15 protein-coding genes are annotated in these 14177 nt (G+C 64.5%); 12 read left to right on the forward strand and 3 right to left on the reverse strand.

The window, feature by feature from the left end:
* Positions 1–70 precede the first annotated feature (70 nt).
* The 6 genes from P0R31_RS10790 to P0R31_RS10815 all read left to right on the forward strand — a co-directional run bounded on the left by P0R31_RS10790 (position 71) and on the right by P0R31_RS10815 (position 5515).
* Positions 71–1213: a mechanosensitive ion channel family protein gene (locus P0R31_RS10790; RefSeq protein WP_275514049.1), complete on the forward strand. Its 1143-nt coding sequence runs from the start codon at positions 71–73 to the stop codon at positions 1211–1213.
* Positions 1214–1297: 84 nt separating this feature from the next.
* Positions 1298–2008: a TetR/AcrR family transcriptional regulator gene (locus P0R31_RS10795; protein WP_275514050.1), complete on the forward strand. Its 711-nt coding sequence runs from the start codon at positions 1298–1300 to the stop codon at positions 2006–2008.
* 31 nt (positions 2009–2039) lie between these two features.
* Positions 2040–2924, forward strand: a complete 885-nt coding sequence (locus P0R31_RS10800) for an amidohydrolase family protein (protein WP_275514051.1) — start codon at positions 2040–2042, stop codon at positions 2922–2924.
* 79 nt (positions 2925–3003) lie between these two features.
* Complete coding sequence (locus tag P0R31_RS10805; RefSeq protein WP_275514052.1) at positions 3004–3717, forward strand: PIG-L deacetylase family protein; 714 nt, start codon at positions 3004–3006, stop codon at positions 3715–3717.
* Positions 3714–4592, forward strand: coding sequence for a hypothetical protein (locus tag P0R31_RS10810; RefSeq protein ID WP_275514053.1), 879 nt, complete (start codon positions 3714–3716; stop codon positions 4590–4592). Before P0R31_RS10805 ends, P0R31_RS10810 begins: the two co-directional genes overlap by 4 nt.
* Positions 4592–5515: a DUF1932 domain-containing protein gene (locus P0R31_RS10815; protein ID WP_275514054.1), complete on the forward strand. Its 924-nt coding sequence runs from the start codon at positions 4592–4594 to the stop codon at positions 5513–5515. The genes P0R31_RS10810 and P0R31_RS10815 overlap by 1 nt, the downstream gene beginning before the upstream one ends.
* On the opposite strand, the gene P0R31_RS10820 is transcribed toward P0R31_RS10815, so the two are convergent.
* Both P0R31_RS10820 and P0R31_RS10825 read right to left on the reverse strand, forming a co-directional pair.
* Complete coding sequence (locus tag P0R31_RS10820; protein ID WP_343299306.1) at positions 5516–5839, reverse strand: hypothetical protein; 324 nt, start codon at positions 5837–5839, stop codon at positions 5516–5518.
* A gap of 196 nt (positions 5840–6035) precedes the next feature.
* Positions 6036–7271 (reverse strand): amidohydrolase family protein, encoded by a 1236-nt coding sequence (locus P0R31_RS10825; RefSeq protein WP_275514055.1) that lies wholly within the window; start codon positions 7269–7271, stop codon positions 6036–6038.
* A gap of 149 nt (positions 7272–7420) precedes the next feature.
* Here P0R31_RS10825 and P0R31_RS10830 point away from each other — a divergent pair, with 149 nt between their 5' ends.
* Positions 7421–7837, forward strand: coding sequence for a nuclear transport factor 2 family protein (locus P0R31_RS10830; protein WP_275514056.1), 417 nt, complete (start codon positions 7421–7423; stop codon positions 7835–7837).
* Here the strand turns inward: P0R31_RS10830 and P0R31_RS10835 are convergent.
* Positions 7834–8592 carry a GntR family transcriptional regulator gene (locus tag P0R31_RS10835; RefSeq protein ID WP_275514057.1) on the reverse strand — a complete coding sequence of 253 codons (759 nt, stop codon included), beginning with the start codon at positions 8590–8592 and terminating at the stop codon, positions 7834–7836. The two genes, P0R31_RS10830 and P0R31_RS10835, sit on opposite strands and share 4 nt — an antisense overlap.
* Before the next feature lie 187 nt (positions 8593–8779).
* Here P0R31_RS10835 and P0R31_RS10840 point away from each other — a divergent pair, with 187 nt between their 5' ends.
* The 5 genes from P0R31_RS10840 to P0R31_RS10860 all read left to right on the forward strand — a co-directional run bounded on the left by P0R31_RS10840 (position 8780) and on the right by P0R31_RS10860 (position 13979).
* On the forward strand, positions 8780–9643 hold the full coding sequence (locus P0R31_RS10840; RefSeq protein ID WP_430516820.1) for an ABC transporter ATP-binding protein: 864 nt from the start codon (positions 8780–8782) through the stop codon (positions 9641–9643).
* On the forward strand, positions 9643–10419 hold the full coding sequence (locus tag P0R31_RS10845; RefSeq protein WP_036001283.1) for an ABC transporter permease: 777 nt from the start codon (positions 9643–9645) through the stop codon (positions 10417–10419). Before P0R31_RS10840 ends, P0R31_RS10845 begins: the two co-directional genes overlap by 1 nt.
* A 39-nt stretch (positions 10420–10458) precedes the next feature.
* Positions 10459–11484, forward strand: a complete 1026-nt coding sequence (locus P0R31_RS10850; RefSeq protein ID WP_275514059.1) for an ABC transporter substrate-binding protein — start codon at positions 10459–10461, stop codon at positions 11482–11484.
* Positions 11485–11500: 16 nt separating this feature from the next.
* Positions 11501–12934 carry an amidohydrolase family protein gene (locus P0R31_RS10855; RefSeq protein ID WP_275514060.1) on the forward strand — a complete coding sequence of 478 codons (1434 nt, stop codon included), beginning with the start codon at positions 11501–11503 and terminating at the stop codon, positions 12932–12934.
* Positions 12935–13070: 136 nt separating this feature from the next.
* Positions 13071–13979 (forward strand): amino acid ABC transporter substrate-binding protein, encoded by a 909-nt coding sequence (locus P0R31_RS10860; protein WP_275514061.1) that lies wholly within the window; start codon positions 13071–13073, stop codon positions 13977–13979.
* Positions 13980–14177: the final 198 nt, after the last annotated feature.

Here is a 14177-nt window from a genome sequence, read left to right on the forward strand (position 1 = left end):
CCGAACGGGGGGAGCCAAGCTGAGCGGCTGGCGTTGAGCGGGTTGCGCGACTGCACTGAAGGGGACAGCAATGAGTTGGCAGGCCCTCATGGCCGACATCGAAGGGATGTTGGGCTGGATACCGTCATGGTTCATCGGCCTCACCCTGGTTGCCGGCGCGATCCTTCTTGCCCTGCTCGTCTACCGGGTCGCCACATGGCTGCTCAACCGCGCTTTCGGAACGCGGCTTCCGCTCTTGAGCGTGTTCATCGAGCGCACGGCGGGGCCCGCGCAAATGGCGCTTTGCCTTGCCGCCGTCGCAATGGTGCTGCCGCTGGCGCCGCTCGACGATACGATCCGCACGCCCCTGACGCGGCTGTTCGTCGTGGCCTTTATCGCGCTGATCGGCTGGATCTCGATCCGGGTCGTCGACATGAGCGCGGCGCGCTACTTGCAGAACTTTCGCGATGTCACCGAGAATTTCGTCGCGCGCAAGCACGTCACGCAGGTGCGCGTGTTCAAGCGCGTCACCGACACCATCATCGTCATCATCACGGTCTCCGCCGCGCTGATGACGTTCGACTCCGTGAAGCAATACGGAGTCAGCCTATTCGCCTCCGCAGGTGCCGCCGGTATCATCGTCGGCCTTGCCGCGCGCCCGCTGCTGAGCAATCTGATCGCCGGCCTCCAGATCGCGATCACCCAGCCGATCCGCATCGAGGATGCCGTGATCATCGAGAACGAATGGGGCTGGATCGAGGACATCGCCTCGACCTATGTCGTGATCCGGCTGTGGGATTGGCGCCGCATGGTGGTGCCGCTGTCCTATTTCATCGAAAAGCCGTTCCAGAACTGGACGCGCGACACCGCGTCCCTCATCGGCGTCGTCGCGCTGCATGTCGACTATCGCGCCGACGTCCCCCGCATCCGACGCTGGCTGGAGGAGGCGGTGAAGCAGTCGAAGCTGTGGGACGGGGAGGTGGTGAATCTCCAGGTGATCGATGCCGATTCGCGCACCATCGAGCTTCGGGCGCTGGTCAGTGCCAGGAACGCACCGCAGTCGTGGGACCTGCGCTGCGAGATCAGGGAGAAGCTCATCGCCTTCATCCGCGACGAGATGCCGGAGGCGCTGCCGCGCGACCGCGCCATCCTGATCCCGTCGGGAGACGGAGAGGGCGATCTCGGACTGCGTCCCGCACCGCCGGAGAAGATACGGGCGAGCGCCAGTCACTGAACGGCGCTAACGTGCCTGCGCCGTCCCGCCATGACCACGTCCTTGTTGACGAGACCTGATCTTTTGTACGATAGTACAAATCTCATGGTACGCAAGCCCACCAGCAAGGAAGCGGCCCGCAAGCCGAACATGCGCGAGGCGATCCTCGCCGCCGCGGAGGAGCTGTTCGCCACCAACGGCTTCAATGCCGTATCGGTGCGGGACATTGCGCAAGCCGCCGGGGCCAATCCGGGCAGCGTGACCTATCATTTCAAGACCAAGGACGGCTTGCTGCTGGAGATCTACCGGCGCCATTGCGGGCCGATGAATCTGCGCCGTTCCGAGCTGCTCGCGGCCGCAAAGCGCGTGCGCGATCTCCAGGACCGGCTGGAGGCGATCGTTCGCGCCTATGTGGTGCCGGCCTTCACCTCCGGCAGCGATCTCGCCGGCGGCGGGGCGCGCTTCACGCGGCTGCGCGCGGTGATGTCGGCGGAAGGCAACGAGGTGGCGCGAAAGATCATCGCGCAGACCTTCGACGACACCAGCCACGCCTTCATCGACGCGGTCCACGAGAGCCTGCCGCACATTCCGCGCACGGACATCGTCTGGCGCAGCCATTTCCTGCTCGGCGCACTCTATTATTCGCTGGTGACGCCGGAGCGCGTGTCGCGCCTGTCGCGCGGCGAGGCCGACGGCAGCGATGCCGCTTGCGCCATCGAGCAATTGGTGCAGGCGACCGTCGCCGCCTTCCAGGCGCCGGCGCTGGACCAGGCCGCGCCGGCGCGGCGGCGGCCGGTCGTCGGCAGCAAGGCGTGAAGCAAGCGGTCTCGCTTCGGCGGTTCACCTCATGACGATGATGTACACACCGACCATTCCGCCGCCCGATCCGAACACGCGCGCGCCGAAGTTCAGGCTGCCGAAGCTGTCGTGTGACGCGCATTGCCACATCTTCGGGCCCGGCGCGAAATATCCCTACGCGCCGGAACGTTCGTACACGCCGCCGGATGCGCCGCTGGAGGATTTTCGCGCGCTGCATGCCAAGCTCGGCGTGGAGCGCGCCGTCATCGTCAATGCCAGCGTCCACGGCACCGACAACAGGGTGGCGCTCGATGCGATCGCGCAGAGCAACGGCGCCTACCGGGCCGTCGCCAATATCGATGGCACCATCACGGAGCCCGACCTGCGGGTGCTGCACGAGGGCGGTTTTCGCGGCTGCCGCTTCAATTTCGTCCGCCATCTCGGCGGCGTCCCCGACAAGCGCGTATTCGACCGCATCGTCGCGATGGTCACGCCGCTCGGCTGGCACGTCGATCTGCATTTCGATGCGATCGATCTGCCCGAATACGCCGACATGCTGACAAGGCTGCCGCTGAGCTACACCATCGACCATATGGGCCGGGTGAAGGCGGCCGACGGGCTCGACCAGCTGCCGTTCAAGATCCTGATCGAGCTGATGCAGCGCGACGAGAAGTGCTGGGTGAAGATCTGTGGCTCGGAGCGGGTGTCCTCTATCGGTCCGCCGTTCACCGATGCGGTGCCGTTCGCGCGAAAGATCGTCGAGACCGCGCCGGATCGTGTCATCTGGGGTACGGACTGGCCGCATCCCAACGTCAAGGTGATGCCGAACGACGGCGATCTCGTCGATCTGATTCCGCTGTTCGCGCCGGAGCCGGAGGTACAGACGAAGATTCTGGTCGACAATCCCGCGCGCCTGTTCGGGTTCGACGCGTGACACGTCATCGCGACCGGCACGCTGCTCCGAGATGCATTGCGGGCGCCGGCGGATGGATACGAACGAAAAGGAGTAGCTCATGAAAACAGGCCTCGTCGTCACCGCCCATCCCGGCGATTTCGTCTGGCGCGCCGGCGGCGCCATCGCACTGCACGCGAAGAAGGGCTATCGGATGAAGATCGTGTGCCTGTCCTTCGGCGAGCGCGGCGAGAGCCAGTTCGCCTGGAAGGAGAAGGGCGCGACGCTGGAATCAGTCAAGGCCGGCCGCAAGGACGAAGCGGAGCGGGCAGCCCGGCTGCTGGGTGCCGAAATCGAGTTCTTCGATTGCGGTGACTATCCGCTGAAGCTCACCGAGGCGCATTTCGACCGCATGGTGGACATCTATCGCGAGCTCAATCCGAGCTTCGTCCTGACGCATGCGCTGGAAGACCCCTATAATTTCGACCATCCGAACGCGGCGCATTTCGCGCAGGAAACGCGTGTGGTCGCGCAGGCCATGGGCCACAAGCCCGGCGCGCAGTACAAATATTCGGCGCCGCCGGTGTTCCTGTTCGAGCCGCACCAGCCCGAGCAGTGTAACTACAAGCCCGACACCATTCTCAAGATCGACGAGGTCTGGAAGGAGAAATACGAGGCGTTCCAGATTCTCGCTGCGCAAAAGCATCTCTGGGGCTACTACGAGCGCGTCGCGCTGAACCGCGGCATCCAGGGCAGCCGCAACACCGGTGTTCCCATGACCTATGGCGAGGCCTATCAGCGCCTGTTTCCGACGGTTGCGGACGAACTGGCATGAAGCCGGTCCACAACATCAAGCTGAAGGCCGTGCTCGGCAGTCACCACCATGTGCAGGCGGTGAAGAGCGGGGCGCTCCGTTCCGACCTGTTCGATCTCGATTTCATCGAATACACGCCGACCAACACGGCGTTCAAGCCGATGGTGCGCGAGCAGGCCTTTGACGTCTGCGAGATGGCGATCGTCACCTATTTGATGGCGAAAGCGCACGGCAAGCCGCTGGTGCTGCTGCCGGCGACCATGCTCGGCCGCTTCCAGCATTCCTACGCTCTCTATAATCCCGCGCATGGGATGCTCGGGCCCACCGATCTCGAAGGCAAGCGCGTCGGTATCCGCTCCTTCACAACCACGACGGGCGCCTGGATCAGGGGTATCCTCGCCAACGATTACGGCGTCGATCTCGACAGGATTCGCTGGATCACCTTCGAGAATCCGCATGTGGCCGAGTATGTCGACACCACCGAGCGCGCGCCGAAGGACAAGAAGATCCTGCAGATGCTGCTCGACGGCGAGCTCGATGCCGTCCTCGGCGAGACCTCCGATGATCCCAAGCTGAAGCCGCTGTTTCCCCAACCGGCCGCGGAGGCCGCCAGATGGTATTCGCGGCGCGGCGTGGTCCCGATCAACCATCTCGTGGTCGTGACCGAGAGCCTGGCGAAATCGCGCCCCGACGTGGTCGCCGGCGTCTATGATCTGCTCAAGCGGAACAAGGCGCAGACGGGACCGACGGCAACGCCGGACCTCGTTCCGTTCGGGATCGAGGCCAACAGAAAACCGCTCGAGCTGATCATCGACTACGCATTCCAGCAGGCGCTGATTCCGCGCCGCTATACGGTCGATGAGCTCTTCGACGCGACGACACGAGGGCTGAACTGATGGCAGGTGATCCCAGGCGCTGGCAGATCGGGTTGGTCGGCTATGGCGAGGTCGGCAGGATTTTGGCCGAGGATTTGCGCCAGCAGGACATCAAGGTCTCAGCCTACGACATCAAGCTCGGAGGCGAGCAGGGCGCGTTGCTGCAAGGGCATGCGGCGAAATTCGGTGTCGCTCTTGCAACTTCCCACGCAGAGCTGGCCGCGAAATCCGATTTCATCATCTCCGCCGTCACGGCGAGCCAGGCCGTGCCGGTCGCAAAGGCCTGTGCGGCTGCGATCAATCAGGGCACCTGGTTCCTCGATTTCAACTCGGCCTCTCCTGGCGCCAAGCAGCGCGCGGCGACGCTGATCGATGGTGCCGCCGGGCGCTATGTCGAGGGCGCGGTGATGACCTCGGTGCCGCCTTATCGTATCAAGGTGCCTTTGCTGCTCGGCGGACCCGGCGCGAGGGAGCTCGAGCCGCTGCTGAATACGATCGGTTTCGCGGCCAAGGTTGCCAGCGACAAGCTCGGCGTGTCCTCCGCGGTAAAGATGTGCCGCAGCATCATGATCAAGGGCCTTGAGGCGATGGTCATCGAGAGCTTCACGACAGCGCGCGCCTATGGTGTCGAGGATGCGGTGCTGCCTTCGCTTGCGGAAACGTTCCCCGGGATCGATTGGGAGGAGCTGGGCGCCTATTGCTTCCAGCGCGTGATCGAGCACGGCCGCCGCCGGGCCGAGGAGGTGCGGGAGGTTGCCGAGACCGTGCGCGAGGCGGGGCTGACGCCGTGGTCGGCGCAAGGCACGGCCGAGCGGCAGGCCTGGATGGCCGATCTCGCCGATGAGGGGCTGTTCGGGTTGAGAGGCAGCGGGGAGTTCGCCCGCAGTGCGGACTGGCGCACCGAGGCGGACCGGATTCTGGCGAAGATCAATCGGACGAAATAGTCAGCTCAGGACCGGGTCGCGGGATTCGAAGCTCCCGACCTGGTCACGCGCGCGTTCGATGAGGTCGATCAGATTGCGGGATTTACGGACGAGCTGCTCGGTGGCCGGCTGGGTGCGGAACTCCGCCAGCACGGCGCGAACGCACTTGCTGGCGGCATCGAGCGTCCAGAGCGTACGGTTCACGTCGGCCTGCGTCTGGATGCCCGAGATGTCGAGGCCGGAGAGAACGTGGCCGATGCCGTCCAGCCGCTTCACCGCCGTATCGGTCGGCGTTCGGGCCTGGGCGGCATCATCGAAGCTGCTGAATGCGCTGAACAGACTCATACTTCCCCACTGAACGCAGATTGTCAGTGCACGTCGTAGTTATGCCGGCGCGGCCTGCCTCGCAATGCGTTGGGCTACGGTCCGGGATTCTACCGAACTCGGGTGGGCGCGAACCGGCGGTAAAATCGAACTGCCGTGGCTCTGTGGCCGACCGGGATCTGCGCGCGATTCCCGGAATATCGGCCGCGAAACGCTCTCAGCTCTTGAACAGGGTCGGCCGCGGCCGCGCGAATGTCTGCCGGCCGCGCTTGAAGCCCATCAGGACGTCAGGCAGCTCGGCGATGGCGAATCGGCTGTCCTTGGTATCGAGCACGATCAGATCGGCGGGATTGCCGACCTCGATGCCGTAGTCGGCGAGGTTCATCAGCCGGGCCGGCAGCTCGGTCACGAGGTCCAGGCAGGTGTCGAAGTCGCTGACCGAGGCGTGCGCGACGTTGGCATAGAAGTTCGCCATCCGCAGCAGCGAGGCATCGCCGAACGGCGTGAAGGGATTGAGCACGTTGTTGGTCGCGACCGAGCAGAGCACGCCCTCGCCAGCAAGCTTGTGGGCGAGGGTCAGCCCGCGCGGCGCGTTGTGCGTGGCCTCGCGCCCCATCAGATAGAGATCGGTCGCGGGCAGGACGGTGACCGCAACGCCTGACCTTGCCAGTTGCGCAGTGGCCGCCTTCATCCGTTCGGGGGGCAAGGCCGACAGTTTCGTGGCATGGCCGATCGCGACGCGTCCGCCGTAATTCCGCTGCTCGGTCTGGCGGCAGACCTCGTCGAGGTGCCACCAGGAGGGATCGAGGTCGAAGTCGAGATGGAGGTCGACATTGACGTCGAATTCCTGGGCGAGATCGAAGATTCGCGCGAGGTGCGCATTCGGGTCGGTGTCCATGTAGGGGCAGCCGCCGATGGCTTCACCACCCTCGCGAAGCGCCTGGATCAGCAGCTCCTCGGCTCCGGGATCGTTGGTGAGGCCTTCCTGCGGGAAGACGCAGAGCTCGAGATCGATCGCCCAGGCGTAATCGCGCTTCAGCGCCTTGACCGCCTCGAAGCCGCGGAGGCCGATGCGGGGGTCGATCTCGACATGCGTGCGCATGCGCGTCGTGCCGTTGACGATGGCGCGTTCGAGCACTCTGGCGCCGCGCGCGTAGACGTCCTCGATTGTGAAATCCTTCTTCATCCCGGCGACGGCGCGGATCGCCTCCGAGACGCTGCCGTGATCGTGGCCGCAGCGGCCGAGCAGGCAGGCCTTGTCGAGATGGATGTGGGTGTCGACGAAGCCGGGCAGTGCGAGGAGGCCGTCTACGTCGACCTCGACGGCTTCGCAGGCCAGCTTTGGCGCGATCGCGGCGATGCGGCCGTCCTTCACCCCGATATCGACCGGTGCGGCGGAAGAGCGCAACAGCGCGGTGCGGAAGATCAGGTCGAAGGTGGCTTGGGCGGTCATGGCGTTGGATACAGCTGTGGCAGCCTAGCCGAAGCCATGGGAGCGGGCAGCTCCAGATTGTGTGCAGTGCTCGGGTCAGATTGTCCAAAAAATGTGCATGCACTTTTGGGCGCCGATTGTAGAATAGCTTCTCCCCGAGAGGCCCCGCGATGTCTACTCCCGCAAAAGCCGAAAGCCCGATGACCGACGCCGAGATCGTCGAAGCTTATCTCACCGCTTCGATGATACCGGATCCCGACGCCGCGGCGGCCTATATGAAGCCTGGCACGGTGATCACGTTCACCGGCGGGCGCGCGTTCGACCATCCGCGCGGGCCGACCGGCTTCAACGCGAAGCGCTATCGCTGGGTCAAGAAGAAGATGGACCGCTTCGACGTCTGCGCGGGCGCGGACGAGACCGTTGTCTACAGCGTCGGCACGCTCTATGGCGAATGGATGGACGGCACGCCGTTCGAGGGCAACCGCTACGTCGATCGCTTCGTCGTGAGGGACGGGCAGATCGTGAAGATGGACGTCTGGAACGACAGCGCCGAGCGCATCCTCGTTCAGCGCGGAATCGAGGCTTAGCCCCTTCGCGCGATTTTCGGCAGCTTGACCACGCGATTGCTCGTCACCTCGTCCGCATAAGGGGCGAGGATGTCGAGTAGATCGCGGCCGCGCTGCGGAGTGGGGGCGACCAGCGCACGATTGGCCACGGAATCCAGGTGATGATGCATCAATTCCATCACCTTGGCCGCATCGCCCTTTGCCAGCGCCGCGATGATGGCGCGGTGCTCGTTGATGGCGCATTCGGTGGAATGCGGCCGGCTGTATAGCGACAGCGTCAGGCAGCAGCGATAGGCGACCTCGCTGACATAGCGCACCAGGATCGGGCTGTTCGTCATGTGGGCGAGCAGGATGTGGAATTCGGTCGCGAGCCGGATCGACACCGCATCCGCGCCGCCGCGGGCGCGATCCTCGGCATCGACATGGGCGTTCAGCTCGGCGATCTGCGCCTTGGTCAGCTTGCCCGCGAGCTGGCGCACGACGAGGCGTTCGAGTTCGATACGGATGTCGAAGGCATCGCGCGCCTCCTGCCAACTCGGCGTCGCCACCACGGCGATCCGGTTGCGGCGGAGCTCGACCAGGCCCTCGGCCGCGAGTTGGCCCAGCGCATGGCGGGCAATGGTGCGGCTGACACCGAAACGCTCGCCAAGCGCATCTTCCGGCAGCTTGGCGCCGGGCTCCAGCGCCTGCTCGATGATGGCGCGCCGGAGCGCGCGACAGATCACGCTGACCTTGTCCGACGATTCAGAAGTCTTGCTGCTGGCGCGCGCCGCCATCGGCGAATCCCATGGGAGTGACATCTCTCTTTAGCACAGGCTCCCGTCGATTCAGCGCTCCAATTGCATGCAGTTTGGCTTCCCGACTGCCTAAATCGAATCCTGCGGTTTGGCGCGGGTTACGGCTAGGCCATTGATTTCGCGGGCCTCGACCGCTGGCATCCAGCTTGCATGCACTTTCCCTGTGATGCGCATGCAACCCAACGCCCAGTTCGACGGCCAGCCCGTTCCCGAAGGCTCTGCGACGACCGCCATCGAGCTGTCCGAGGCCTCGGTGACCTTCGGACGCGGCGACCGCGCCGTGCCTGCTTTGTCGAAGACCACGCTCAAGATCGCCGACGGCGAGTTTGTCGCATTGGTCGGCCCATCCGGATGCGGCAAATCGACCATATTGCGTCTCGTCAGCGGCTTGGTGCAGCCGACCAGCGGCGTCGTCATCGTCGGCGGCCGCGAGGTGGCGGCCCGGGCGATGCGGGTCGGCATGGCCTTTCAGAATCCGACCATGCTGCCGTGGATGACGATCGAGCGGAACATCATGCTGCCGCTGAAGATCGTCGAGCCGTTCCGCTCGAAGTTCCGCAAGCTGCGCAAGACCGAATTCCGCGACAAGGCCAATGCCCTGCTGGAGCAGGTCGGCCTCAAAGGGTTCGGCAACCGCTATCCCTGGCAGCTCTCCGGCGGCATGCTCCAGCGCGCCAATCTTTGCCGCGCGCTGATCCATGAACCGCGCATGCTGCTGCTGGATGAGCCCTTCGGTGCGCTCGACCAGTTCACGCGCGAGGAGCTTTGGGCGATCCTCCAGAACCTCTGGATGACGCACAAGCCGACGGTGCTACTGGTCACGCACGATCTGCGCGAAGCCGGCTTCCTTGCCAGCCGCATCTGCGTGATGAGCGCGCGCCCCGGCCGGATCCTCGACGACAGCCGCGTCGACTTCGCGCGGCCGCGCACCGTGGCGATGACCTTCGAGCCGGATTTCGTCGCGCTGAACCAGAAGCTGCGCGCTTTCATCGAGGATGCGCGCAGCGCGGCCCAGCAGGGAGCAGACTGATGTTCGGGATCGATGTCAGGCAGAAAGCGTGGTCGGCGGGGCTGATCGTGCTGTTCTTCGTCGCCTGGGAGCTGTTCTGCCTGATGACCGGCATGTCCGACCTGGTGCTGCCGCGGCCCTCGCAGGTGTTCGTGACGCTGGTCCAGCGCTTCCCGGTGCTGTGGCCGCATATCGTGCAGACGCTCGCCACCACCATGCTCGGCTTCGTGCTTGGCGTCGCGCTCGGCGTTGCCCTCGGCGCGATCATCGGCGTGTCGAAGACGGCCTACGACACCTGCTACCCGCTCTTGATCGGCTTCTCCTCGATCCCCAAGGTCGCGGTGGTGCCGATCTTCGTGCTGTGGTTCGGCTCCGGCACGGTGCCGGCGGTGCTGACTGCGCTGTCGATCTGCTTCTTCCCGATCGTGGTCAATATCGCGACCGGACTTGCCACCACCGAGCCCGAGCTCGAGGACGTCTTGAAGGCGCTCGGCGCCAGCAAGCTCGACATCCTCTGGAACGTCGGTCTGCCCAGGACCATGCCGTTCTTTTTTGCATCGCTCAAGGTTGCGATCTCCTACGCCTTCGTCGGCGCAGTGCTGTCGGAGACCGTCGCCTCCAACCGCGGCATCGGCAACGTCATGATGACCGCGTCCTCCAATTTCAACGTGCCGCTGGTGTTCGCGGGCTTGTTCGTGCTCGCCGGGCTCGGCGTCGCGCTCTACGTCGTGTTCTCGCTGATCGAAGGGCAGGTCACCGGCTGGGCCACGCGCAAGAACGACGTGATCGCCACCTGATTTCTTGAACCGTCACGCAACGAAGCTGAGGAGGTCTCGATGTTGAGGAAGTTAACCGCCGCGCTGCTTGGATTGGCGCTGTCCGCAGGCGCCGCTACCGCGCAGGAGACCACGATCAAGTTCACGCTAGGCTGGAAAACCCAGGGCAGCGACGCCGCCTTCTTCTATGCCAAGGACAACGGCTTCTTCAAGGAAGAAGGCCTCAACGTCGTCATCGATCAGGGGGAGGGCTCCGGCGCCACAGTCACGCGCGTGATGTCCGGCGCCTATGACGCCGGGTTCGGCGACGTCAACGCCATCATCCAGAACGCCTCGACCAAGCCGCAAGAGGCGCCCGTCATGGTCTACATGATGTGGAACCAGCCGCCGTTCGCCATCGTCGCCAAGAAGAGCAGCGGCATCAACACCATCAAGGATTTCGAAGGCCGTACGCTCGGCGGTGCGCAGGGCACGCCGACGACGCGCTTGTTGCCGGTGTTCACCCGCAAGAACGGGCTCGACGGCGAGAAGATCAAGATCTCCAACATGGCGCCGAACCTGCAGGAGCCGATGCTGCTCAAGGGCGACATCGATGCGGCCCTCGTCTTCAACATCACCAGCTATTTCAATCTGGTGCTCAACCGCCAGGATCCGGACAAGGACTTCAAATGGTTCTCGTTCGGCGAATACGGCCTCGATCTCTACTCCAACGGCGTGATGGTCTCCCGCAAGCTGATCGCCTCGAATCCGAAGGCCGTCGCGGGCCTGGTGCGCGCCATCAACAAGGGTGCGATCGCGATCGCCAAGGACCAGAATGCCGGCATGAAGGCGGCGCTGAACTACGACAACCTCATCAACGCCGAGGTGGAGAAGCGCCGGCTGCAATATTCCTTCGAAAAGCTGATCGTCTCGCCGGAGATGAAGGAGATCGGCATCGGCGACATCAAGGACGACCGCATGACGCGCGCGATCGGCATCGTGGTCGAGGGCTATCAGCTCGCCCGTGCGCCGACGCCGGCGGAGGTGTTCTCGCGCGAATTCCTGCCGCCGCGCGCGGAGCGGGAGCTGGTGTACACTGCCAACTGAACTTGGAGGAACAGCCATGGCCACGGAGATCTCGGCAACCAGCCTGTTCCGTGGCCCTGACCGTGGCGTCAGCGAGAACGTCGTGCTGCGGCACGACGACGGCGTCATCACCGAAATCTCGGAAGGAGCGGGGCCGGCGCCTCGCTCCTTCGTCATCCCCGCCTTCGTCAACGCCCATGATCATGCCCGCGCCACGGCGTCGTCCTTCGGCGCGGTCGGCATGCCCCTGGAAAGCTGGATTCTGCGCACCGCACTGGGCTCGCCGATCGATCCCTATCTGACCGCCGTCTCGGCATTGGCCCGTTCCGCCAAGGCAGGCTGCGCGGCGATGATGGTCCATTACACGCGTCCGAGCGGGACGATGCCGCTGCTGGACGAGGCCAAGGCCATCGCGAAAGCCGCATCCGACGTCGGGATTCGCATGGCGTTTGCAATGGCGGTGCGCGACCAGAATCCCATCGTCTACGGTGATGCCGCGCCGGTGCTGTCGGGGCTTGCCGGGGACGATCGCAAGGCCATCGCGGATCTCTTCGTTCGCGCGCCGATGTCGCCGAAGGCGTATATCGAGCTGACCGACGCAATTGCCGCAGCCATCGCCGGACCGATGGTCGACGTGCAGCTCGGGCCGGCCGGTGTGCAATGGTGCTCGAAGCCGCTGCTGGAGGCCGTCGCGGAGAACTCCGCACGGACCGGTCGCCGCATTCACATGCACCTGCTGGAAACAATGTACCAGCGCGCTTGGGCCGATCGGAATTTTCCGGACATGGTGCGTTGGCTTCGCGATGTCGGCTTTCTCTCCGAGCGGCTGACGCTGGCGCATTGCATTCACGCCCGTTCCGAAGAGCTCGAGATGATCGCAGCCTCCGGCGCGCGCATCGTCACCAATTTCAGCTCGAACATGCATCTGCGCTCGGGCCTCGCCCCGATCGCTGCCGCGCACAGATGCGGCTGCGCCATCACGGTTGGCGTCGACGGCCTGGCGCTGGACGAGGATGACGACATTTTGCGCGAGATGCGGCTGGTGCAGATGGTCCATGGCGGCCTCGGCTTCAAGGCGACATGGACGCCGGCCGAGATGTTTTCGCTCGCCATCCGCAACGGACGCCATGCGACCGGGGCGCCCGGGAATGGCGAGCTCGCGGTGGGCAATCCCGCCGACTACGTCGCGATCGATCTTGACCGGCTCGATCGAGACCAGATCATGCCGGTCGATCCCATGGCGCTGCTGTTTGCGCGCGGCAATGCGTCGCTGGTGAAGGAGGTGGTCGTCGCCGGCAGGACGATCGCGCGGGACGGGGTCTGCACGGGCGTCGACCTGCCGGCCGTCGAGCGGGAATTGCGGGCGATGTACCGCGCCAATGTCGGCAAGCTCGACAGCTTTCGGCGGATGTGGCCGTCCCTGTCGGATCGGCTGAGCGGCTGGTTCGAGCAGCAGCTGACCTGCGAGTGACGCGCCGATGGGCGTCGCGACGGAATGTATATCAAACAGCGATAGCTGGTAGACGCAGCCTCGTCTGGCGCATGACCGACCTCTAGGCTATCAGCTCCTCGACAGCTCGACACCAATCCCCTTCGAGGAGCCCCTGATGCGCCTACCGACCATTCTCCTGGCCCTGACATGTCTTGCCGGCACAGCTTCGGCCGAAGAGCTCACGGGCACGCTTCAGAAGGTCAAGGAGACCAAGAAGATCACGCTGGGCTATCAGGAGGCCTCCGTCCCGTTCAGCTATCTCGACGGCAACCAGAAGCCGGTCGGCTTTGCCATGGACATCTGCCTCCGTATCGTCGAAGCCGTGAAGAAGCAACTCGGCATATCAGACATTTCAGTCGAGACGCTCGCGGTGACGTCGTCGAACCGGATTCCCTTGATGGTCAACGGCACGCTCGACCTGCATTGCTCGGCGACCACCAACAATGCCGACCGCCAGAAGCAGGTCGCCTTCACCAACACGCATTTCCTCAGCGCGACGCGGTTCGCGGCCAGGAAGGCAGCGAGCATCAAGACCATCGACGATCTCAAGGGCAAGGCGGTCACGGCGGTCGCGGGATCTGTGAACCTGACGCAGCTCGCCAAGGTCAACACCGAGCGCAATCTCGGCATCAACATCATGCCGGCCAAGGACCAGGCCGAGGCGTTCCTGCTGCTGGAGACCGACCGCGCCCAGGCCTACGCGCTCGACGACGTCCAGCTCGCGGTGGCGATCGCGCGGTCGAAGGAACCGCAAGCTTACATGATCAGCGACGAGGCGTTCTCCAAGCCCGAGCCCTACGGCATCATGCTGCGGCGAGAGGATGCGCCGTTCAAGGCGCTCGTCGATCGCGCCACCGCGGAGCTTTATGCCAGCCCCGAGATCGAGGTGCTCTACAAGAAATGGCTGCAATCGCCGACGCCGCCGAACGGCCTCAACTACAACGTCCCGATGTCATCAGCCTTGCGCAACGCCTTCAAGAAGCCGAGCTCCAGCGCCGATCCTGATGTCTATGTGGTGAACTGAGGCGAGGTCGCCTGCGCTGCGCGTTTCTTCGCCCTCTCCCCCTGTGGGCCTGTTGCGCTACTGCTTTTTGAGGCCGAAGACGTCAGGATAGAGGGCCGCAGTCGCGTGGATTGCGGTCCGAGTTTGTAATTGCCACCCTCGGCGGGCAGTTCAGGCGGTGATCGTGGCCCACCGCCTCATATTGAACGCGATGGAGGC

It is taken from the genome of Bradyrhizobium yuanmingense, assembly GCF_029167105.1.
Lineage (GTDB): Bacteria > Pseudomonadota > Alphaproteobacteria > Rhizobiales > Xanthobacteraceae > Bradyrhizobium > Bradyrhizobium yuanmingense_A.

What these genes read in the sequence shown, in the direction of transcription:
- P0R31_RS10800 (WP_275514051.1), top strand. Translation starts at nt 2,040, where the DNA reads ATGACGATGATGTACACACCGACCATTCCGCCGCCCGATCCGAACACG.
- P0R31_RS10845 (WP_036001283.1), top strand. Translation starts at nt 9,643, where the DNA reads ATGTTCGGGATCGATGTCAGGCAGAAAGCGTGGTCGGCGGGGCTGATC.
- P0R31_RS10855 (WP_275514060.1), top strand. Translation starts at nt 11,501, where the DNA reads ATGGCCACGGAGATCTCGGCAACCAGCCTGTTCCGTGGCCCTGACCGT.
- P0R31_RS10810 (WP_275514053.1), top strand. Translation starts at nt 3,714, where the DNA reads ATGAAGCCGGTCCACAACATCAAGCTGAAGGCCGTGCTCGGCAGTCAC.
- P0R31_RS10820 (WP_343299306.1), bottom strand. Translation starts at nt 5,839, where the DNA reads ATGAGTCTGTTCAGCGCATTCAGCAGCTTCGATGATGCCGCCCAGGCC.
- P0R31_RS10850 (WP_275514059.1), top strand. Translation starts at nt 10,459, where the DNA reads ATGTTGAGGAAGTTAACCGCCGCGCTGCTTGGATTGGCGCTGTCCGCA.
- P0R31_RS10795 (WP_275514050.1), top strand. Translation starts at nt 1,298, where the DNA reads ATGGTACGCAAGCCCACCAGCAAGGAAGCGGCCCGCAAGCCGAACATG.
- P0R31_RS10840 (WP_430516820.1), top strand. Translation starts at nt 8,780, where the DNA reads ATGCGCATGCAACCCAACGCCCAGTTCGACGGCCAGCCCGTTCCCGAA.
- P0R31_RS10835 (WP_275514057.1), bottom strand. Translation starts at nt 8,592, where the DNA reads ATGGCGGCGCGCGCCAGCAGCAAGACTTCTGAATCGTCGGACAAGGTC.
- P0R31_RS10860 (WP_275514061.1), top strand. Translation starts at nt 13,071, where the DNA reads ATGCGCCTACCGACCATTCTCCTGGCCCTGACATGTCTTGCCGGCACA.
- P0R31_RS10805 (WP_275514052.1), top strand. Translation starts at nt 3,004, where the DNA reads ATGAAAACAGGCCTCGTCGTCACCGCCCATCCCGGCGATTTCGTCTGG.
- P0R31_RS10815 (WP_275514054.1), top strand. Translation starts at nt 4,592, where the DNA reads ATGGCAGGTGATCCCAGGCGCTGGCAGATCGGGTTGGTCGGCTATGGC.
- P0R31_RS10825 (WP_275514055.1), bottom strand. Translation starts at nt 7,271, where the DNA reads ATGACCGCCCAAGCCACCTTCGACCTGATCTTCCGCACCGCGCTGTTG.
- P0R31_RS10790 (WP_275514049.1), top strand. Translation starts at nt 71, where the DNA reads ATGAGTTGGCAGGCCCTCATGGCCGACATCGAAGGGATGTTGGGCTGG.
- P0R31_RS10830 (WP_275514056.1), top strand. Translation starts at nt 7,421, where the DNA reads ATGTCTACTCCCGCAAAAGCCGAAAGCCCGATGACCGACGCCGAGATC.